Below are 20,946 nucleotides of genomic sequence, written 5' to 3' on the forward strand. Positions count from 1 at the left end.
GGATGAAATATAATGTTGCGTATCGCCAAATGGGTCAATAGACAGATAAAACAACTAGGTTCGACTTTTCCCCAAAAATTAGCATCGGGTCGATTAGAAGCTAAATCTCAAGGGTTTAGAAATCTCTTTCCTAAGAAAGTAAAGATTGATCGCGTAGCTACCGGATTTCAGTTTACTGAAGGGCCGATTTGGATAGCTGAAGAAAAGCATCTACTATTTAGCGATATTCCCGCTAACAAAATTTTACAGTTGACTCCTAATGGAGAGGTAAAAATATTTAGAAAACCTAGTAATCATTCTAATGGTTTAACCAGGGACAAACAAGTACGATTAATTGCGTGTGAACACGGGACTCGCCGAGTTACCCGCACCGAAAAAGACGGTACAATTACTATTTTAGCCGATCAATTTCAAGGCAAAAAACTCAATAGTCCCAATGATATTGTTGTTAAAAGTAACGGTGCAATTTATTTTACCGATCCTCCCTATGGAATTCAACCCGAAGAACAGGAACAACCCATCCAAGGGGTTTACTTAATTCCGCCCGATCATCAAGAACTAATTCTCCTCGCCGATGATTTTTATAAACCGAATGGTTTGGCATTTTCACCGGATGAAAAACAGCTTTATATTGACGATTCCCAATGTCGTCATATCCGAGTTTTTGATGTCAAAATTGATGGTACACTGGCTAATAGTCGTGTTTTTCATGATATGAACATCAAGGAACCCGGTTCACCGGATGGGATGAAAATTGATGTGCAGGGAAACATCTATTGTACAGGAGCCGGAGGCGTGTGGGTATTTGATTGTCAAGGCAATCATTTAGGAACTATTGTCACTCCAGAACGCCCCGCAAATTGTGCTTGGGGAGACGAAGATGGGCAAAGTCTTTATATCACTGCTCAGACTTCAGTTTACAGAATTAGAGTTAATATTCCGGGTATTCAAGTGACTTAATTAATTAGAACTAAATTATGAATTTTAATTTTAATCAAGAGCAACAATTAATTTTACAAGCCGCGCTTTTACAAGGTGAAGCAGCCATTAATTCTTGGCAAAGATGGAGAACATTGATCAATATTGACGATGTGGATCAAGACTCTTATCGGTTATTACCGTTACTCTATCGCAATTTATCAGCTAATAATGTCACAGATCCATATATTGGTAGACTCAAGGGTGTTTATCGACGTATTTGGGTTGAAAACCAAGTTTGGTTTCAAAAAATTCGATCTATTTTAGGTTCTTTTCAAGAAGCTGATATTAAAATCATGCTGCTTAAAGATGCCGCTTTAAATTTGCATTATTATCAAGATCATGGTCTACGTTATATCAATCATCTTGATTTTTTGATTAACTCAAAAGATGTTTTCAATGCCGTAAATTTATTACAAGAATTGGGTTGGACAGCCAAAGAAAAAATTCCTAATCCCACTGTTCCTTTTAGTCATTATATTGGGTTTGAAAATGAATCTAAGCAATATTTAAGCCTTCGTTGGCATCTTTTCGCGGATGGTTTTAATGAAAACGCAGAAACCGAGTTTTGGCAGAATGCAATATTAACTCAAGTCAACGATTTTCCCGTTTATCTTTTATCGGCGACTGACCAGTTATTTTACACCTGTGTATTTGGAGGATTAACGAATTCAATTTCACCCATTAGTCGGTTAGTAGATGCTGCAATCATTATTCAGTCATACCCCCTTGAAATCGATGCAAACCGATTGCTAACATTAGCAGAAAAATACCGTTTTATTATACTCTTAAAATCGAGAATAACGCAGTTACAAGAAATCCTCAATTTACCTATTTCATCCTTGATTTTACCCGAACTCCAAAAATTATCAATTTCTAAATTTGAACATCAAGAATATCAGATGATAACGAGTAAAGAAAACACCACCTTAAATCGTTTAAAAAAAAGATATTTCCAATATTACAGAACAGTCAACACGGATGATTTTAACGTCTTCAATTTTTTCAGTTATCTGCAATCTATTTGGGGTTTAGAAAATTTATGGCAAGTACCCATACAAGTTATAATCCGAGGAATTAAAAGACAGATATCTCGTTAGAATTGCTCAAACTAACTATTAAGTTTCATACAGGACAAAACTTTCAGGTATCAAGATCAACTCTGAAGTATCAGTTAAAATTTCAGGTGAATTTGATCCCGAACCTAGCCATTTTTGATCATTGGAATCTAAGCGTTTATGCCAAGTTTTACCCCTCAAATCAGGACTATAGGAAACCGGATTTTTACTATAATTAATCAGACAAAAAACTTGATTGTCTTCAAACCAACGTCGGAAGTATAATAATTTATTCTCCTCAATAGTGTTAACTTCTTGATGGGTGCGATCGCGTAATTTTAAAGCCGAAATATTCCGCCTTAATCGGATTAAAGTTTGATATAATTTCCATAATATTTGATGTTTCCCTTCCCGTTTTAATTGCCAATTTAACTTGCATTGTTCAAACGTTTCTCGACTTTGAGGATCGGGGGCTTCCCCCTCCAGATGAAATGCTTCAAAATCTGCTTTTCGTCCTTTCCGTACCGCTTCAATTAAATCCCGATCTGAGTGACTAATAAAATATTGAAAAGGTGCGGGTTCCCCATATTCTTCCCCCATAAATAATAGGGGAATATAGGGCGATAATAACACCGTCGCGGCGGCCAACTTCAGAGCATCATAGGAGACTAAAGCTGTTAACCTTTCCCCTAATAAACGATTACCAATTTGGTCATGATTTTGACTAAAAACCAAAAAATGATCGGGAGGACAATCTGCGGCTGACTGTCCATGTAAACGTTTACGGTTAGGGGAATAATCCCAGGTATAAATAAACCCTTCTCGGTAGGATTTTGCTAACTGTTCGCAGCGACCATAATCTTGATAATACCCAATATTTTCACCCGTTAATATAGTATGAATAGCATGGTGAAAATCATCACACCACTGCACATCTAAACCATAGCCTCCTACGGCTTTTGAACGGATTAATTTAGCATCGTTTAAATCCGTTTCTGCCATTAAATAAAACTTCCGCCCTTGCTGTTGAGAAAGTTGATTGACGTGCTCGGCTAATTCCTGTAAAATGTGTTTAGCACCCAGATCAAAAATATTATCCGCAGCATCTAATCTTAAGGCATCAATATGAAACTCCCTTAACCAATAGAGAGCATTTTCAATAATAAAATTCCTGACTCCCTGACAATAAGCTTGGTCATAATTAATCGCTGAACCCCAAGGAGTTCGATAGAAGTCGGTAAAATAGGGGCTGAATTGTCCGATATAATTTCCTTCTGGGCCAAAGTGATTATAAACCACATCTAAAATCACCGCCATGCCCTGTTGATGGCAAGCATTGACTAACTGTTTTAACCCTTCTACTCCCCCATAGGAATTTTGAGGGGCATAGAGATAGGTGCCATCATAACCCCAATTGCGCTCGCCCGGAAACTGACCAATAGGCATTAATTCAATGGCATTAATTCCTAATTCTAATAACTCCGAAATGCGGGGAATAATTGCGGTAAATGTGCCCTCTGTTGTAAACGTGCCAACGTGCATTTCATAAACAATTAATTCATCTAAGGAAATACTTTTCCAGTCCTGATCCTGCCAAATAAAACAACTTTGATCAATCACTTCTGAGGCTTGGTGAACTCCTTCCGGTTGAGAATAGGAAGCGGGATCAGGATGGGTAACATTGCCATCTAATTCATAAAAATAACGACTACCTGGAGGAATATTATCTACCCTCTTACTCCAGTATCCTTGTTTATCAGGTTCTAAATCAATTAACCGTTCTTCCCGGGATAGAATCTTAACAGCAACCCGTTTACGCAAGGGCGACCACACTTTGAATTCACAGCAATTGTTGCCTAAATAATTTGCACCGATTTTCATGGGAAATTTTGGGGTAAATTACAGTTTAGGATGTAGAGATGGGTTTGGGCTTGTCTCCACTTCGTGAATTTCTACGGGTATTTCTAGGGAATTTACCTCGGCGGGTTGTAATAAATTGGTTTCTGTTTGAGAGGGGGTAAAATCCTGAAAACCTTTGATTTTAAACTTTCCGGCTAAAACTTCCCGTTGATTCACTAAATAGATACTCACTAATGTCAAACAAACACCCAATGATTGTAACGGACTGAGAACTTCTTGTAAAAAGAAATTTCCAAATAAGAGGGCAAAAACCGGGGTGAGAAAGGTCAGAGAACTCAAGCTAGTCAGGCTTCCACTAGATGCAAAATAGAAAAATAATCCGTAGGATATGGCACTACCAAATACGGTAGAATAGCCCATGGCCGCCCAACCGGAAAGATCAATATTTTGCCATTGTTGAGTTTCCGAAATAGCTGATAACCCGAATAGGGGTAAACCCCCAATAATCATGTGCCATCCCGTTCCCACCACCGGATCAGCATAGCGACAAACCCACCGCACTAATACCGTTCCCACGGCCATGGATAGGGCAGCTAATAACATTAATAATTGCCCACTATTAAACAGTTGAGAAATATCAATAGAAGTGGTTAATAATTCCGAATTAAGTAACCCTAAAATCCAATCATCGGGTAAACCAATAAAACTAATTCCAATAATCCCAATAGCCAACCCTAACCAGCCCCAAAATCCAATGGTTTCTTGAAATAACCATAGGGATAAAATTGCCACGGCTAGGGGTTGGGAGTCGATCATCACCGATCCTAACCCGGCCCCAGTTCTCATTAACCCTTGGGCTAAAAATCCTTGAAATAGGGTGGCGTCCACTAACCCAAATATTGAGATCCAGAGCCAGGCTTGCCAGCCTTTGGGTTGGGGACGTCCCGACAATATCCCCGCCAATATTACCAAAACCCCTGCGGGAACTAACCGGACTCCCGCCATAAAAAACGGTGTGGTTTGGGGGAGAAGTCCCTTCATCGCCACCATCGCCGTCCCCCAAAAGAAGAAGGGGGCAATTAACAATAATGGTTGAAAGGGTAATTTTGCTGGGGTTTGGGGTTGCTGCATTCGCTTCTCCATTGGGGTTGAGTGAGGAGGGATGAAAATTATGTACTTTTATTAAGCCGTTTATATCATATTATTAACCTAATACAGTTCTGTCATTACCCATGATTTGGCCATTTAAACCGAGCTACCGCAAACAAATCGCCCGCATAGAAATTAATGGAGCCATTGGGTCAGAGACCCGCAAACGGGTGTTAGAAGACCTAAAAACCGTGGAAGAACGGAAATTTCCCGCCCTATTATTGAGAATTGATAGCCCCGGGGGAACCGTTGGCGACTCCCAAGAAATTTATAGCGCCCTGAAACGGTTACAGAAAAAAGTCAAAATTGTGGCGAGTTTTGGGAATATTTCTGCCTCCGGGGGTGTGTATATTGGCATGGGAGCCGAACATATTGTGGCTAACCCCGGTACAATTACCGGAAGTATTGGAGTAATTTTAAGAGGTAATAATATAGAGCGCTTATTAGAAAAAGTAGGTGTATCTTTTAAGGTGATTAAATCGGGGCCCTATAAAGATATTTTGTCTTTTGATCGAGAATTAACTGAACCCGAACAACATATTTTACAGGAATTAATTGATACCAGTTATCAACAATTTGTACAAACCGTGGCTGAGTCTCGGAACTTGAGTCATGACACCGTGAGAACTTTCGCTGACGGTCGAATTTTTACCGGACAACAAGCGGTAGAATTGGGCATAGTAGACCGTTTAGGAACGGAAGAAGATGCCCGGTGTTGGGCGGCGGAATTAGTTAAACTTGATCCCAAGAAAACCGAGTGTTTCACCTTTGAAAAACCCAAACCTTTTCTAAGTAGATTAACCGGGAGTAATTTAGCCCCTAATAGCATTATTGCGGCTAACCGTTGGTTAGAATTTGAGTTATCTACCAGTGGTTTACCCCTGTGGATGTATCGACCATAATCAGTTATCAGTTGTAGGGGCGGGTTCATCAAGATTTAGGTGATTAAAAAGATCTAAAAGAACCCGCCCGTACCAGTTATCAGTTAATAGTTGTCAGTTATTAGTGAACAGTTTTTTAAATCATAAGATACCTGTAGTAAGCCAGAAGGATAGGTTTTTACCTGTTTTAATTCTAGGGAAATTTCTAAATTGGGATCGGAAGTTATTAACGGAATCCCACTGCCTAAAATGATGGGGTGAATGGACAAAATTAATTCATCAATCCAACCTTGTCGGAGAAATTCATGGATTAATTGACCTCCTCCTACAATCCAAATATCTTGACCTGGAGATTGACGGAGGGATTCAATAAAGTTTTTACAATCTCCGCCAATGAATTCTACATGATTAGTTTTTGTCCCTTGATCAGATTTGGAAAAGACAAATCCCTTTTTTTTGGGATAGGGATATTCTCCAAAGGTTAGAACTTGCTGATATGTTTTACGCCCCATTAAAACCGTATCAATTTGATCATAAAATTCCGTGTAGCCATAATCCGCATCGGTGAATAACCAATCAATTTCGCCCGTTTTTCTGGCAATATATCCATCTAAACTTGAGGCAATAAACAACCGTATTTTTCTCATGACAATGAGTTGCTTTTATCTAGGGTTAGGTGATATGGATATTTTAGTTGAGCTTAAGAGTTCATAGGCTATTATTGATATATAAAGACTTTAACACTTAAAATTGTTGTGATGGTAGGGTGAATTATGAAGCGTGATGAGGTTCTCAGTATTCTGGCGCAGCATCGGATGGTATTAAAAGACTTGGGAGTCAAATTGTTAGCAATATTCGGTTCTGTAGCCAGGGATGAAGCTAGACCTGATAGTGATGTCGATATTTTAGTAGAGTTTGAGGGTTCAGTTACATTTGACCGTTATATGGATGTAAAATTTTACCTCGAAGATTTACTAGAAACGCGGGTAGACTTGGTAAGTCAGCGATCGCTTAAACCTCTGATTCGCTCTACTGTAGAACAGGAAGCCATTTATGTCGCGTAGTATTCGTCTCTATTTGGAAGATATCCTCACTTCTGGAGTCAAAGTCAAACGGTACACACAAGGAATGAGCTTTGAGGATTTCCAAGCTGATGAGCGTACTTATGATGCGGTTGTCCGTAATTTGCAGATTATTGGAGAAGCAGTTAAAAATATTCCCCAGGAAATTCGTTTAAAGTATTCAGAGGTTGAATGGCGAAAAATTGCCGGATTGCGTGATATTTTGGCTCACGCTTATTTTAGCATTGAAGATGAGATTGTCTGGGATATTGTGGAAACTAAAATCCCCCCATTAATAATAGTAGTAGAGCGAATTTTAGAGGTAGAGTTTGGGGATGAATAACATTATAAAAATAGGATCTAATTTTTTTATTGATTGATAGAAGGGAGGACACTTACACTACTTCTCCCCGTTCCAATGCTCTGCATGGGAATGATTGTTTTGAGGCTCCGCCTCCTCTTAGAATGGGAGCCAGAACCCCGTTTAATCAAATGTATAACTAAGAGCTAATTGAAAGAACCTTTGCCAGTGCAATTTGTCTCTCACAATAAGCTGGATTAACTCTATAGTTTCCTTGTTCATCACGGAGAGCCAATGCGGGACACATCTTACATATTGACTTAGCTGAACAATTTGGATTACATCCACTGATAACTAAACTTTCCTCTGCTTGTATATTATTAACTAACTGTTCCCAAGCATCAGGAAAAGAAAGTTTCATTAGATTGAAGCGCCGATCTCGAATGCTTGAACAGGGAGAAAGAGTAGCATCGTAGTTAATGTAAGCACCTACTTTACCAACTCCGCAGCTAAAAACATGAGATGGATCTCTATCCTTTCCATCTTTTAAATTCCTAGAGGGAATTAGTTTTTTTTCTAGCTGAAGTCCAAATTTTTCTGCTGAGTAATATTCTTTATTTTTTAGTAAAAAATATGATAAATCATCACCATCAAGACCATTCTTAATACTGGGATCTGCCAAATATTCTAGGTTTCGATTTTCACACCAGTTATGTATCCACTCAATAGAATTCTTGGTCAGAGTAGTTATTGGGGTTTTACAAAGAAGATTAAAACCATAGTTGTGAAGAATCTCTATATTTTGGAGTACCTGTTTAAAAGCTCGCCGTCCAGTGACTCTTTCATAACTATCTTCATCATGACCATAAATGCTAATTTCAATTCTATAAGGTGGATAACGCTTAAAGATTTCGAGTTGATCGGCGGTTAACTTTTCTAAATTAGTGTAAACAGATACAATAATACCTGCCAAGCGTAGTTTTTCATAAATGGCTGTAAAATTTGGATGGATCAGGCACTCTCCGCCTGTTAAAATGACTTGAACAACCCCCGCATCAACAAATTCATCAATAAGTTCAAAAGCCCGTTCCGATGAGAATATCGTATTTTGCGTATGTCCTACTATATAACAAAAGCGACATTTAAAGTTGCACGCTGAAAGCAACTCCCATTGGAGAGTAGCAGGTATTCTTGTTCCGGCTAAAATCCAATCAATAAAAGCTTTAAGATTTGAAAAATTCAATTTATCATCTTCAATTTTTTTTAAGTAAATACCAAAAGACTGCGATGGATCAACTGCGAAATCTACATTACCAATGTGCCGATGAACTAACATATATGTTTCCTACCTTGAGGACGCGATACTATGTCGCGTCCTCTATTAAAGTTACTGTTTAGTAATTGGCTTTTAGGTTTTTATCACCTTTTTAGATGATTTTACGATCTTAATCGTTGCCTAAAATAGTGCATTTTTGGGACATTTCATGACATTTGCTCGTTCTGTTCCTACCTCAATTTGATACCATTCGCTGTGATTATCTGCTGGATTCTCAATATATTTAGACTGAGCGATTGCACTGTTCTTTTGCTGCTCAATGGCTGGAGTCTCTGCTATTTTGCTTTGTAACATAGTAATAATCCTACTTTATGAAAGTTTGAAAGAAAGTACACTCTAGTTAACTAGAAATTCTTTCCTTGTATTTCTCCTGATTTTAATATGCAAGTTTATTTTTGCATAGTCATAAAAGTGTCATAAAGTAGCATTTTAATAAATTTTTACACAACTAATTTTGTAGGAAAAAGTAGGATTTTTTTGCTAAAGTGGGAAAAAGTATGATAGAGTTGGCTGATCGTTGAATAACGCCACTTTTTTCTATGGAAATTCAAGATATTTTAAAATGGACTGATGAACAGGTACTTGCTAAAACCGGAAAACATCTTGATTCCCTCCAAAAAGCTATATTAGAAGGAGTTTGGGAGCATCATGATTATGAAGAAATTGCAGAGAATCATCAGCGCAGTTATGCTCATGTCAAAAAAGAGGCATGGAAATTATGGAAACTTCTATCTGATACTATGGGAGAAGATGTTAAAAAGTCTAATGTGTGTTCTTTACTAGAACAAGCAGAAATATCTCATATTTCAAATCGGGCTGATGTTCTCCAAATTGTTATCAGCAATAGTCAAGTCAATATCTGTGGTGAAAATAAGCGATCGCCATCTCCCCCAGAAACATCCCAAACTCAAAACCAATCAACCATCATCAATTTAACAGAAGCACCTGAATTAACAACCTTTTACAACCGCACTTCAGAACTATCTACCCTCAAACAATGGATATTAGAAGACCATACTCGCTTAATTACTATCTATGGATTAAGTGGAATGGGAAAAAGTGCGATCGCCCTTAAACTGATTGAAGAAATTAATACAGAATTTGATTATATTATCTGGAAAAGCCTTAATAACCTTCCTACCCTTTCAACGCTACAAACCGAACTCAAAGACTTTTTTTCTCCATCTCAACCTACTCCCTTATCGACAGTTATTGATTATTTTTGTAAGTTTCGTTGTTTAGTGATTCTCGATGACGTGCAGGATATTTTTAAAACAGGTGAATTAGCAGGTCAATATTTAACAGAATCTAAAGACTACGGTACATTTTTTAAACAAATTGCTAGAACTTCTCATCACAGTTGTATAATCCTGATCAGTTGGGAAAAACCCAGAGAAATTGCCACCTTAGAAGCTGAAAACCGACCGATTAAAACATTACACCTCAAAGGGTTAGGAGAAGAAGCGACAGAAATCTTGAGAGAAAAAGGATTAACCGATGAGCAACAATGGCTTGATTTAATCACTCGCTATCAAGGTCATCCAGTCTGGTTAAATCTCATCGCCTCAACCATATTAGAACTATTTAACGGTAGGGTTTCCCAATTTTTAGAGGATAAAAATGATATATTTATTGGAGAGTTATCTCCGATTTTAGAATCAAAATTAGAGCGATTATCAGACTTAGAAAAACAGGTCATTTCCCGGTTAGCACATCAACAGCAAGTGATCGATATTTCTCAACAACTTGCTGATCGTCATTTCTCTAAAACAGACTTATTGCAAGCCATTCAATCCTTAGTCAGACGAGGATTAGTGGAAAAAGTCTCAGAGGGAGAGCGATCGCTATTTGAACTCAATCCCGTCTTTCAACAATACATCCCTAATTCTATTCCCTTATCAAACTCAAACTAGGATATTATTGCTCTTGATTCTATCATATTCTTCCTGTCTTCGTGTCTTTGTGGTTCCTTCTACAGTTTCAAATTGGAATTTCATTGTTTCCATTTTTGCATCAGTTTCATCAGGGTTTCGGTAGAATAGAATCACTTTAACGCTTGCATTTTAAAACAAAATGTGCTAATAAAACATCAATCAACTAGAGTTTTCACGCAGAAACCATGCAAGCGCAAAACTTCAAACAAAAATTTAAGCAAACGGTACAAACCTGCGTCGCCTCGGACGTGACCGCGTTGTATGGGAGTATGCTGTTGAGAAGCTCTAGTGTTGTCGCCTGTCTAGCCTTAGCAACTGCCCACCCCTTAACCGCACAAGCCGCCGCCGTTGTAGATTGGAAAATTGATCCCAACACCGGAATTGTCGAGGTCGAACTGCCGCCAGGGAATCAGCCCCAATTATCGGTTTATAACCTTCCCCCGCGCCTAATCCTAGACCTTCCGAATACAGAAGTTAAAGTAAATATTACCGAACGCTATGATACAGGCGTTGTTCGTCAAGTCAGTTTAATTCAGGCTAAACCCCAACAAGCTCAACTGGTGGTGGAATTTACCCAGGGTATCACCGTTGACCCCCAAACCCTCGATTTACGGCAAATTGGGATTGATAACCTCTGGGTCTTGCGTCCCACCCTACAAACCTTACCCCCGGAACCCCCTGCAACTCCTCCGAATAGCGTTGCGACCGCCCAACCCCAAACGACTCCAACTCCTGCCCCCTCCCGAACTGCCACCGCCCCCCAAACCACCACCGTTAAGCCGACCGAACCCCCAAAACCTCCTCAATATTCTGTCCGTCAATACGACCCCCGACAAACGGTTTTACCCAACCCCCAACCGACCCGAGATTCGAGTTTAGATGTGGTGCGGTTTCCGGTGAGTCAGCCTAGCCAAGCCCAACTGTTCCCTACCGTTTCGTCACCCCCAAACCCGTCCCTGAAAACCCCGATTGTCCGTCCGGTGGCCACCATTCGCCCAGCCAATTTATACCCATACCCACCTGATTATCAATACCAAGCATCATCCCTGCCCCAAGCGGTTCCCTTTGGTCAACCTTTGCCCCCAGGACAGCAGCAATCCTATCTTAATCCTCGTCCTCCGGCGATTCTGCTTCCGACCGGAACCGCTTTAACCTTACTGTATCCCACGGAAGATCAAGTGCGTTTAACTAATCGTTCTGAACGTCAGGATGTGTTGTTATTGCAAGGGGGAATTGTTGATAGTTTAGGCAATTATATTGTGCCGCCGGATACGCCGATTGTCGGAGAGTTTGAAACCACAGCAAAAGGCAGTCGATTTATTGCTCAAGCGATTAATTTAGACGGTCGTAGTATCCCGATTCAAGGTCAATCTAACTGGATTCCAGGGTCATTAGAAGTTCGTCCTGAACGGGTAGGAATTGGTACGGGTGCGGGAAGTTTAGCGGGGTTTTTAATTAGTGGTTTTACCGGAGTTGGGGCTTTAGTCGGCGCCATTGCTGGGGCGGGAATTGGGATTGGGACTTCTCCCTCGCCCACGACTTTACAACCCGGTCAAATCATTTCTATTCAGTTAACCCAAGATTTGACAACTCCTAATTTCTTTATAGTTAATCAATAGGTTAATTTGGGATAGGGTTAATATTCAATTCTATAGCAATCCGCGCCGAGATTCTAACATTTTATCGTAGGGGTTGGGTCTCCCAACCCTCTTTGCGCCTGGGTTGGGAGACCCAACCCCTACAGGTTTTGATCACAAATCCTATACGGATTGCTATATTTTGATCAATAGGTTTTGAGGATCGGGGCGATTTATGTCTAAACTTTTGATTCATCAATATTATAATACCGTTGATCAAATTATTCAATATGGGGGAAGTCGCAAAGAAACTTCGATCCGCGTGGCGTTTCAAAATCTGTTAAATGACTATTGTAGAAGCAAAGATTTTTTATTGATTCCTGAGTTAGAATACAAAACCAAAAAGGGAAAACCTGTATATCCCGATGGGACAATTAAAGATACTCTCAGATTAGATTATGGTTATTGGGAAAGTAAGGATCAATATGATAATTTAGATTTAGAAATTGAGAAGAAACTGGCGAAAGGTTATCCCGATGATAATATTTTATTTGAAGATTCCCAAACGGCGGTTTTAATTCAAGGAGGAGGGGAAATTCTGCGGGTATCCATGGAAGATGCGGAAGCATTGGATACCGCTATTAACGCTTTTATTAACTATTTACGTCCAGAAGTTCGGGATTTTCGAGACGCTATTAGCCATTTTCAAGAAGATTTACCGACCATTTTAACAACGTTGCGATCGCTAATTGATCAACAGTCTATTAGTAATAAACCCTTTCAACAAGCGCGGGATAAATTTTTGCGGGTTTGTCAAGATTCTATTCACCCAGAAATTAGTTTAGAAGATATCCGAGAAATGATGATTCAGCATATCTTAACCGAAGATATCTTTATTAATATTTTCAATGAGTCCCAATTTCACCGAGAAAATAATATTGCTAGTCAGTTACAAGCGGTGATTGAAACTTTTTTCACCGGGGCGACCAAACGCAATACTTTAAGCACTATTGAGCGTTATTATGCGGTTATTCGACGCATCGCAGCTAATATTTATAACCATCACGAAAAGCAAAAATTCCTGAAAGCAGTTTATGAGAATTTCTATAAAGCGTATAACCCAAAAGCGGCGGATAAGTTAGGAATTGTTTATACTCCTAATGAAATTGTCCGGTTTATGATTGAGAGTACGGATTATTTATTGCATAAACATTTTGGTAAAATTTTAGCGGATAAGGATGTGGAAATTTTAGATCCCGCCACGGGGACGGGAACATTTATTACTGAATTAATTGAATATTTACCTAAAGCTCAATTACCCTATAAATACGAGCATGAAATTCATTGTAATGAAGTGGCGATTTTACCCTATTATATCGCTAACTTAAATATTGAGTTCACCTATCTGCAAAAAATAGGGAATTATGCCGAATTTCATAATATTTGTTTAATGGATACTTTAGATCATACGGTTTTTGCGGATAAACAGTTAGATTTATTCTCGATGACGGTGGAAAATACCGCTAGAATTAAACGACAAAATGATCGCAAGATTTTAGTTATTATGGGAAATCCGCCTTATAATGCTAATCAACAAAACGAAAATGATAATAATAAAAATCGCGAATACCCCGCGATTGATAAACAGATTAAAGCTACTTATATTAAAGAAAGTACCGCGCAAAAAACTAAACTTTATGATATGTACTCCCGATTTTTTCGATGGGCTTCTGATAGATTAGGAAAAAATGGTGCTTTGGCTTTTGTGACTAATTCATCTTTTATTGAAGCACGAAGTTTTGATGGTTTTAGAAAGGTAGTTAGTCAGGAGTTTAGTTATATCTATATAATTGATTTAGGTGGAGATATTAGAAAAAATCCCCAACTTTCGGGAACTAAACATAATGTTTTTGGCATTCAAACTGGGGTAGCTATTAGTTTTATGGTCAAAAAATATTCAAACCAGAAAAATGTACCTTGTCAAATTTTTTATACTCGTCGAAATGAATTTGATACAGCCGAGGAAAAACTAAATTTTTTAGCGTCTATCTCTTTTGAGCAGGTTGATTTTGCTCATGTTACTCCTGATGATAAAAGCAATTGGATTAATTTAACAGATAATGACTTTGATAGTTTATTACCTTTGGTTGCTCAAAAAAATCAAAATTCTATATTTAAGTTAAATAATCCAGGTATATCAACAAATAGAGATTTATGGGTTTATGATGTAGAAAAAAGCAATTTGATAAATAAAATCAATTACATGATTAAAACCTATAATAATCTTTTAGACGAAAAGAACAATAATTATCCAGAAATAATCAAATGGAGTCATGTATTAAAAAAAAGATTTGCACGAGAAACAAATTTTAGTTTTTCTTTGGAAAAAATCACAAAAGCCTGTTACAGACCATTTTATAAAGTATTTTATTATGGGGATTTAGATTTAAGTGACTTGCTAACTGAGTTACATTTTTTAACTTATGGAAAAAATTTAAAACAAAGTAATTTTGTAATTAATTTTACTGGCCCAAATTCTCAAAAACCCTTTATGGTATTAATAAATAATTGTGTTAGTGATTTACATTTTGTAGGTGCTGCTGCTGCAACCCAATGTTTAACTTTATATATTTACACTGAAAATAACGAAAAAATCGATAACATTACCGACTGGGGGTTAACTCAATTTCAAACCCATTATAACGATAAAACTATAAAAAAAATTGATATCTTCCATTATACCTACGCTGTTTTACATCATCCCCTCTATCGACAAAAATACGAACAAAACCTAAAACGCGACTTTCCCCGTATTCCTTTTTTTGATAATTTTCCACAGTGGGTAACTTGGGGAAAACAACTGATGGAACTTCATATTAACTATGAAACCATCAACCCCTATCCCCTAACCCGGGTTAATAGTTCGGAAACCGAAATCACCAACCCCAAACCCAAATTAAAAGCCGATAAAATCAAAAATGAAATTATCCTTGATACCGTCACCAGCTTAACCGATATTCCTAAAACCGCCTGGGACTATCGCCTAGGAAATCGTTCGGCGTTAGAATGGATATTAGACCAATATAAAGAGAAAAAACCCAAAGATGAAACTATTGCCAAACAATTCAATAATTATCGATTTGCGGACTATAAAGAACAGGTGATTAACTTATTAATGCGGGTTTGTACTGTTAGTATAGAAACCGTTAAAATTATTCAAGCCATGGAAACCCATCAACATTAATATATAGTAATCCTCAATAGGTTGTAACATTTTAATACTGATATGAAACAGTCAAAAGTATTATCCCTATTCCCTGTTCCCAGATCCTTTAATTAATGTTACCTTACAAGGAACGGAGTCAAAAGATGATAGAATATATGCTATTATTAGCTTATGTCTAGCAAACTTGTAATTGACACCAACGTTTTTGTCAGTGCCTTAATTAGCCCTTCTGGAGCAAGTCGCGCTGTACTTCGTGCCTGCTTACAAGGGAAGTATAAACCCCTGATGGGAACAGCACTATTGATGGAGTTTGAGTCAATCCTGGGGCGATCGGAGGTGATGGCACGCTGCCCAATATCGAAAGCTGATATTGAAGTATTGCTTGCTGCTTTGATGTCAGTAAGTCAATGGGTTCAGGTTTATTATTTATGGCGACCGAACTTGAAAGATGAAGCGGATAATCATCTAATTGAATTGGCGATCGCGGGTAATGCAGAGGCAATTGTTACCCAGAATATTAAAGATTTCCAAAGGGCTGAACTTCTCTTTCCCCAGCTTTCTATTATTTCCCCGGAAGCATTGATTACGGAGTAATTACAATATGGCAACTTTAACGATTCGTTTACCTGATGACAAACATTTCCGCCTGAAGGCTTTAGCTGAATCTCGCGGCATTAGTATCAATAAGCTTATGGAAGAATTATCAACGTTTGCGATCGCTGAGTTTGATGCTCAGACACGATTTCAAGCTTTAGCAATGCGGGGCGATGTGGCACAGGGTTTAGAAGTTTTGGATCGCTTGGATGCCTTAAATCAGTAGAGAGTCTGGTTAGCAGATGTTAGCTTGGCAACAGTTTTGTCAAGGGGCGGTAATTCGACATAATGGGGTTATAGTATTGTTTAACTTCTCCCCCCCACCCCTCCACAGGTCAAGGGGAGAAGAATTCTTAAATCTATCTGTGTTTCCCTACCTATCCCCCATAATTCCATCCCGTGCTGGCGAGGTTAAGAATTTCCGCTTCTTGATGAACACCGGCGGCGATGACTTCCCCGACAAATACCGTATGGTCGCCATGTTCAACGCAACCGACAACTTGACATTCCACATAACCCAAGGCGACGGAAATAATCGGACAACCGGTTTCTCCTAAGTAAAATTCGATGTCTTCAAATTTGTTTCCCACTCGATGTTGGGGTTTAAAGAATTTCTGGGCGATGTCTTTTTGGCCTTCTGCCAGGAAACTCAGGGCGAACACACCACTGGTTTTAATCATGGCATGGGATTTAGAATCATTTTTAACACAGTTGACCACTAAAGGTGGTTGAAAGGAGGCTTGTGTCACCCAACTGGCGGTAAAACCATTGACTTCCTCTCCCTCTTTGACTCCACAAATATAGAGGGCGTGGGGAATTTTACGCAGAATTGTTTTTTTAGCGGCTTCGTCTAACACAATGTTAATGGGATATTTAGTGGTTTTACAGAAATTAGTTTAACAAAAAACTAGGATTTAAGACGGCATTACCCCCAAAACATAATCCCATTGATTTACGGAATGATTTTTGCTGATGTCGAAAATGAGTCCGTCCCCTTCGGCGCAAACCTCCCGAATTTGGGGTAATTCTCCAATTTTATTGAAACTCAAAATAGTATAGAGTTTCTGATTTTTATGAACGGTTTCCCCTAGTTTAACATAAAATTCAATCATGCCTCCGCCGGGGGAATAATAGCGTTGAATTGTGTTTTTAGGGGTAAGATTAATCCGATGATTTGGGGTGGAAGCTAAGGGGAAATCTTCGATGGATAACAGTCCTTTGGTCGCCAAATAATTTTTAATTCCCCTAATTCCTTTCTGCACAGATTCGGGATTCATTTCCAACCCCGAACCCAGTTCTAATGTCCAAGATTCAATCTCAAATCTGATATTTTTTCCCAGTTTATTTAATTCGTGTTCTAAGGCTAACCAGGGCTTCATAAAGGCTTCATCAAAGGCATCCCCATCATAATCATTCATTAATATTCCTGTATCCAATAGAAAGGCATTAGCACTTGCTTCTCGACTATGAAAACAATATAAATAGTCGAGGGCGTTATGGGTTGAACTGTGTAAATCAATCACATAATCAGCATCTAGGGCTAGGTTTTGGAGTTGATAGCGATAATAATTATTGTAGGAAACTCCTGGGGAACTCCTGATGGATTTAGCCAGTTGATGGAATTTATTTAAAATAGTTTGACGATATTTTTCTTGAATTTCATCTGGTTCTAAATCCTGATAATCTTCTGCAAATTCGCCAATATCGGCTCCGGTTTTTTCATAATCCCAAAAAATTCGATTCCAGTCTTTGCCATCATAGAGATTATATCGACCGGAGGAAAAATAATGCGATCGCTGATTCACTCCCAAAGGATTACAAACAGGAACTAATAAAATTTCTCCCGTTAACTGAGTCTTATCCAAGGTGATTAAAAAATTAATTAAATCCCTAATCACCGCATTTCCACTAATTTCAGCCCCGTGTAAATTAGATTGTAAATAAACCTTTTTTCCTGGATTTTCGCCTGTAAACTGATAACTTTGAATAAATAATTGATCGCCAGAAGCGAGTTGAATCAAGGGAATAGTTGAAATATTAGGAATCATAAAATCATTAAAAATTAGGGTAATTTAATTCAATCATCAGTTAACTGATAACTGATGACTGATGACTGATGACTGATCCATTGTCTCTTTTGAAAAAAATCTATGCTATGATGGTGATTTTAACCTTAGAATTAGTCTTATTATTTATATTCCTGTGTCCTACTCTACCGAAAACAATCCCTCCCTGGATCTCAACGCCCTATTTCCATTTTCCCTGGATGAGTTTCAATGCAATGCCATTACAGCATTGGACGGGGGAAAGTCCGTTGTGGTTTGTGCGCCTACGGGTTCGGGAAAAACCTTGGTAGGAGAATATGCCATTCATCGGGCTTTAGCGGGTAATAGGCGGGTCTTTTACACTACACCCCTAAAGGCGCTATCCAATCAAAAGTTTCGGGATTTTCGAGAACAGTTTGGGGCGGACAAGGTAGGGTTATTAACGGGGGATATTTCCGTTAACCGGGATGCGGCCGTGGTGGTGATGACCACGGAGATTTTCCGCAATATGCTCTATGGTACACCGATTGGAGAAGTCGGAACTTCCATGGAAGCGGTAGAAGCGGTGGTTTTGGATGAGTGCCATTATATGAATGACCGCCAACGGGGGACGGTTTGGGAAGAATCGATTATTTATTGTCCCCGGGAAATTCAATTGGTGGCACTATCGGCAACGGTGGCCAATAGTGAACAGTTAACCCACTGGATTTCCCAAGTCCATGGCCCCACAGAATTAATTTATTCTGACTTTCGGCCAGTACCGCTACAATATCATTTTTGCAATAATAAAGGCTTTTTTCCCCTATTGGAAGACTCCCTGAAAAGAATTAATCCTCGCCTCAAAGAAAAAAAAGGTATCCCCCAACGGGGTAGACGCAATGATATTCCGAATTTAACCGCCGTCATCTCCCATCTACAAGAACGGGATATGCTGCCTGCTATTTATTTTATCTTTAGTCGGAAAGGTTGCGATCGCTCCGTTGGAGAAGTGCGTCATTTATCCTTAGTGAATGAAGCCGAAACCGCCCGCTTAAAAGAACGAATTGATGCGTTTTTAGCCTCAAGTCCTGAAGGCATTCGTCCCGAGCAGGTCGAAATTTTATATCGGGGAATTGCCGCCCACCACGCGGGACTTTTACCAACTTGGAAAGGGTTAGTTGAGGAGTTATTTCAACAGGGATTAATTAAGGTGGTATTTGCCACGGAAACCCTTGCCGCCGGGATTAATATGCCCGCGAGAACCACCGTAATTTCTAGTTTATCAAAACGCACCGATGACGGTCATCGCCTGTTAAAACCCTCGGAATTTCTGCAAATGTCGGGACGGGCGGGACGGCGGGGCATGGATACCGAAGGCTATGTGGTGACGGTACAAACCCCCTTTGAAGGGGCAAAGGAAGCAGCCTATTTAGCGACATCTAAACCCGACCCCTTAGTCAGTCAATTCAGCCCCAGTTATGGCATGGTGTTGAACTTATTACAACGGCATAGTTTAGAAAAATCTAAGGAATTAGTTGAACGCAGTTTCGGACAATATCTGTCTACAATTAATTTAATTCCCACTCAACAGGAAATAGAAATCCTGCAAGCAGAATTATCGTTAATTGAAGCCCAATTTGGCTTTAGTGGCGAACAAAATATGGCATTGTTGGAAGAAACCCTAGCCAGTTTTGAAAAAGTTTATGAGCGCCTGCGAGAAGAACGCCGTTTATTAAAACTCCTACAACAGCAAGCCGAAGATGGCCGAATGCACCGGATGGCCAACTTAATGGATATTGCCCCATTAGGTACAACGGTTGGGTTACGGGGAAAAAATGTTCCTACGGCCCGCAAACTGGAGTCTGACCCCATTCCCGCTGTGTTAGTCGCCAAAACCCCCAGTTCGGGACAGGTGCCCTATTTCCTCTGTTTGGGACGGGATAATCGCTGGTATGTGGTGAGTGCCTCTGATATTGTGATTCTGCAACCTGATTCTAAACGGTTAAATGTAGATTATCTGGAGATTCCTAATATTCCGTTTAAATTAGGTCAATGTCGTAAAGGGGACGAGTTAACCGTAGCCATTACCCAACAAATTCCCGAATTAAATATACCCGAACCGCCTCCAGAAGTCATTGCTCAACAAGAACAAGTCGAACGATTAGAGTTAGAATTAGACTCCCATCCCATCCATGAATGGGGTAAACCGAATAAACTGTTAAAACGGTGGCAACGCTGGGCAGAATTAAATGAAATGATTGAAGAAATGCGAGCGGAATTAGAAGAAGATTTAGCCCGTCATTGGGATGAATTTATGGCTTTAATTTCAATTTTGCAATACTTCCAAGCCCTAGATGAGTTGAAACCAACGGACTTAGGACAGGCCACCGCCGCCCTGCGGGGAGATAACGAATTGTGGTTAGGGTTAGCCTTAAAGTCAGGGATTTTTGACCAACTCGACCCCCATCATTTAGCGGCGGCCTGTGCCGCTTTGGTTACGGAGGTTTCCCGTCCCGATAGTTGGACGCGCTATGACTTATCGGAGGAGGCGGAAAACGCCCTAGGACAGTTGCGCCATCTGCGTCAGGAATTATTTAAACAGCAACGACGGTATCGGGTGGCTTTACCCATCTGGTTAGAACGGGATTTAACGGGTTTAATTGAGCAGTGGGCCTTAGAAACCGATTGGTTGGAGTTAGTGGCAAATACCAGTTTAGATGAAGGAGATATTGTCCGAATGTTCCGAAGAACTTTAGATTTTCTCTCTCAAATTCCTCATGTTCCTTATTTAAGTGAATCTCTTAAAAAGAATGCCCTGCGCGCCCGTCAGTTGATAGACCGATATCCAATTAATGAGGCAGTAGACTAGGTTTTGACATCCTCCTCTACCTCCTCTACCTCCTCTACCTCCCCTGCCTCCCCTGCTCCCCCTGCCTCCCCTGCTCCCCCTGCCTCCCCTGCTCCCCC

Annotated in this window: 18 protein-coding genes; 11 read left to right on the forward strand and 7 right to left on the reverse strand. The window is 39.5% G+C overall.

Translation table 11 applies throughout. From position 1 onward, the window contains the following. Window positions 1-12 precede the first annotated feature (12 nt). Complete coding sequence (locus tag PL11201_RS01100; protein ID WP_079676823.1) at window positions 13-960, forward strand: SMP-30/gluconolactonase/LRE family protein; 948 nt, start codon at window positions 13-15, stop codon at window positions 958-960. A gap of 17 nt (window positions 961-977) precedes the next feature. Next, window positions 978-2,078 carry a nucleotidyltransferase family protein gene (locus PL11201_RS01105; protein WP_079676824.1) on the forward strand — a complete coding sequence of 367 codons (1,101 nt, stop codon included), beginning with the start codon at window positions 978-980 and terminating at the stop codon, window positions 2,076-2,078. Window positions 2,079-2,096: 18 nt separating this feature from the next. Here the strand turns inward: PL11201_RS01105 and treZ are convergent, their stop codons facing one another. Next, window positions 2,097-3,917: a malto-oligosyltrehalose trehalohydrolase gene (treZ, locus tag PL11201_RS01110; protein WP_079676825.1), complete on the reverse strand. Its 1,821-nt coding sequence runs from the start codon at window positions 3,915-3,917 to the stop codon at window positions 2,097-2,099. A gap of 18 nt (window positions 3,918-3,935) precedes the next feature. After that, on the reverse strand, window positions 3,936-5,027 hold the full coding sequence (locus PL11201_RS01115) for a DMT family transporter (RefSeq protein WP_079676826.1): 1,092 nt from the start codon (window positions 5,025-5,027) through the stop codon (window positions 3,936-3,938). A gap of 101 nt (window positions 5,028-5,128) precedes the next feature. Between PL11201_RS01115 and sppA the strand changes: the two genes are divergently transcribed. After that, window positions 5,129-5,947, forward strand: coding sequence for a signal peptide peptidase SppA (gene sppA, locus PL11201_RS01120; RefSeq protein WP_079676827.1), 819 nt, complete (start codon window positions 5,129-5,131; stop codon window positions 5,945-5,947). A gap of 83 nt (window positions 5,948-6,030) precedes the next feature. On the opposite strand, the gene PL11201_RS01125 is transcribed toward sppA, so the two are convergent. After that, complete coding sequence (locus PL11201_RS01125; protein ID WP_079676828.1) at window positions 6,031-6,573, reverse strand: dihydrofolate reductase family protein; 543 nt, start codon at window positions 6,571-6,573, stop codon at window positions 6,031-6,033. Window positions 6,574-6,699: 126 nt separating this feature from the next. Between PL11201_RS01125 and PL11201_RS01130 the strand changes: the two genes are divergently transcribed. Beyond that, window positions 6,700-6,990 (forward strand): nucleotidyltransferase family protein, encoded by a 291-nt coding sequence (locus tag PL11201_RS01130; RefSeq protein WP_026788716.1) that lies wholly within the window; start codon window positions 6,700-6,702, stop codon window positions 6,988-6,990. After that, entirely contained in the window at window positions 6,980-7,330 is a 351-nt protein-coding gene (locus tag PL11201_RS01135; RefSeq protein ID WP_079676829.1) for a HepT-like ribonuclease domain-containing protein, read from the forward strand. The genes PL11201_RS01130 and PL11201_RS01135 overlap by 11 nt, the downstream gene beginning before the upstream one ends. Before the next feature lie 157 nt (window positions 7,331-7,487). On the opposite strand, the gene PL11201_RS01140 is transcribed toward PL11201_RS01135, so the two are convergent. Both PL11201_RS01140 and PL11201_RS26360 read right to left on the reverse strand, forming a co-directional pair. After that, on the reverse strand, window positions 7,488-8,624 hold the full coding sequence (locus tag PL11201_RS01140; RefSeq protein WP_079676830.1) for a radical SAM protein: 1,137 nt from the start codon (window positions 8,622-8,624) through the stop codon (window positions 7,488-7,490). 120 nt (window positions 8,625-8,744) lie between these two features. Next, the gene (locus tag PL11201_RS26360) at window positions 8,745-8,918 is read right to left on the reverse strand and encodes a hypothetical protein (protein ID WP_159451491.1); all 174 of its coding nucleotides are present in this window, start codon (window positions 8,916-8,918) and stop codon (window positions 8,745-8,747) included. A 245-nt stretch (window positions 8,919-9,163) separates the two neighbouring features. On the opposite strand from PL11201_RS26360, the gene PL11201_RS01145 reads away from it, so the two are divergent. The 5 genes from PL11201_RS01145 to PL11201_RS01165 all read left to right on the forward strand — a co-directional run bounded on the left by PL11201_RS01145 (window position 9,164) and on the right by PL11201_RS01165 (window position 16,181). Continuing rightward, complete coding sequence (locus tag PL11201_RS01145) at window positions 9,164-10,537, forward strand: NB-ARC domain-containing protein (protein ID WP_079676831.1); 1,374 nt, start codon at window positions 9,164-9,166, stop codon at window positions 10,535-10,537. A gap of 206 nt (window positions 10,538-10,743) precedes the next feature. After that, window positions 10,744-12,177 (forward strand): AMIN domain-containing protein, encoded by a 1,434-nt coding sequence (locus tag PL11201_RS01150; RefSeq protein WP_079676832.1) that lies wholly within the window; start codon window positions 10,744-10,746, stop codon window positions 12,175-12,177. A gap of 193 nt (window positions 12,178-12,370) precedes the next feature. Further along, window positions 12,371-15,379: a type ISP restriction/modification enzyme gene (locus PL11201_RS01155; RefSeq protein ID WP_079676833.1), complete on the forward strand. Its 3,009-nt coding sequence runs from the start codon at window positions 12,371-12,373 to the stop codon at window positions 15,377-15,379. Between the two features lie 153 nt (window positions 15,380-15,532). Further along, the gene (locus tag PL11201_RS01160) at window positions 15,533-15,955 is read left to right on the forward strand and encodes a putative toxin-antitoxin system toxin component, PIN family (RefSeq protein WP_079676834.1); all 423 of its coding nucleotides are present in this window, start codon (window positions 15,533-15,535) and stop codon (window positions 15,953-15,955) included. Window positions 15,956-15,962: 7 nt separating this feature from the next. Next, complete coding sequence (locus PL11201_RS01165) at window positions 15,963-16,181, forward strand: toxin-antitoxin system HicB family antitoxin (protein WP_079676835.1); 219 nt, start codon at window positions 15,963-15,965, stop codon at window positions 16,179-16,181. Between the two features lie 151 nt (window positions 16,182-16,332). On the opposite strand, the gene PL11201_RS01170 is transcribed toward PL11201_RS01165, so the two are convergent. Beyond that, window positions 16,333-16,812 (reverse strand): flavin reductase family protein, encoded by a 480-nt coding sequence (locus PL11201_RS01170; RefSeq protein WP_079676836.1) that lies wholly within the window; start codon window positions 16,810-16,812, stop codon window positions 16,333-16,335. 57 nt (window positions 16,813-16,869) lie between these two features. Further along, the gene (locus tag PL11201_RS01175) at window positions 16,870-18,003 is read right to left on the reverse strand and encodes a succinylglutamate desuccinylase/aspartoacylase family protein (protein WP_079676837.1); all 1,134 of its coding nucleotides are present in this window, start codon (window positions 18,001-18,003) and stop codon (window positions 16,870-16,872) included. Between the two features lie 154 nt (window positions 18,004-18,157). Between PL11201_RS01175 and PL11201_RS01180 the strand changes: the two genes are divergently transcribed. Next, window positions 18,158-20,848, forward strand: a complete 2,691-nt coding sequence (locus PL11201_RS01180; RefSeq protein ID WP_079676838.1) for a DEAD/DEAH box helicase — start codon at window positions 18,158-18,160, stop codon at window positions 20,846-20,848. Window positions 20,849-20,946 lie beyond the last annotated feature (98 nt).

Origin of the sequence: Planktothrix sp. PCC 11201 (assembly GCF_900009135.1) — a bacterium.
Lineage (GTDB): Bacteria > Cyanobacteriota > Cyanobacteriia > Cyanobacteriales > Microcoleaceae > Planktothrix.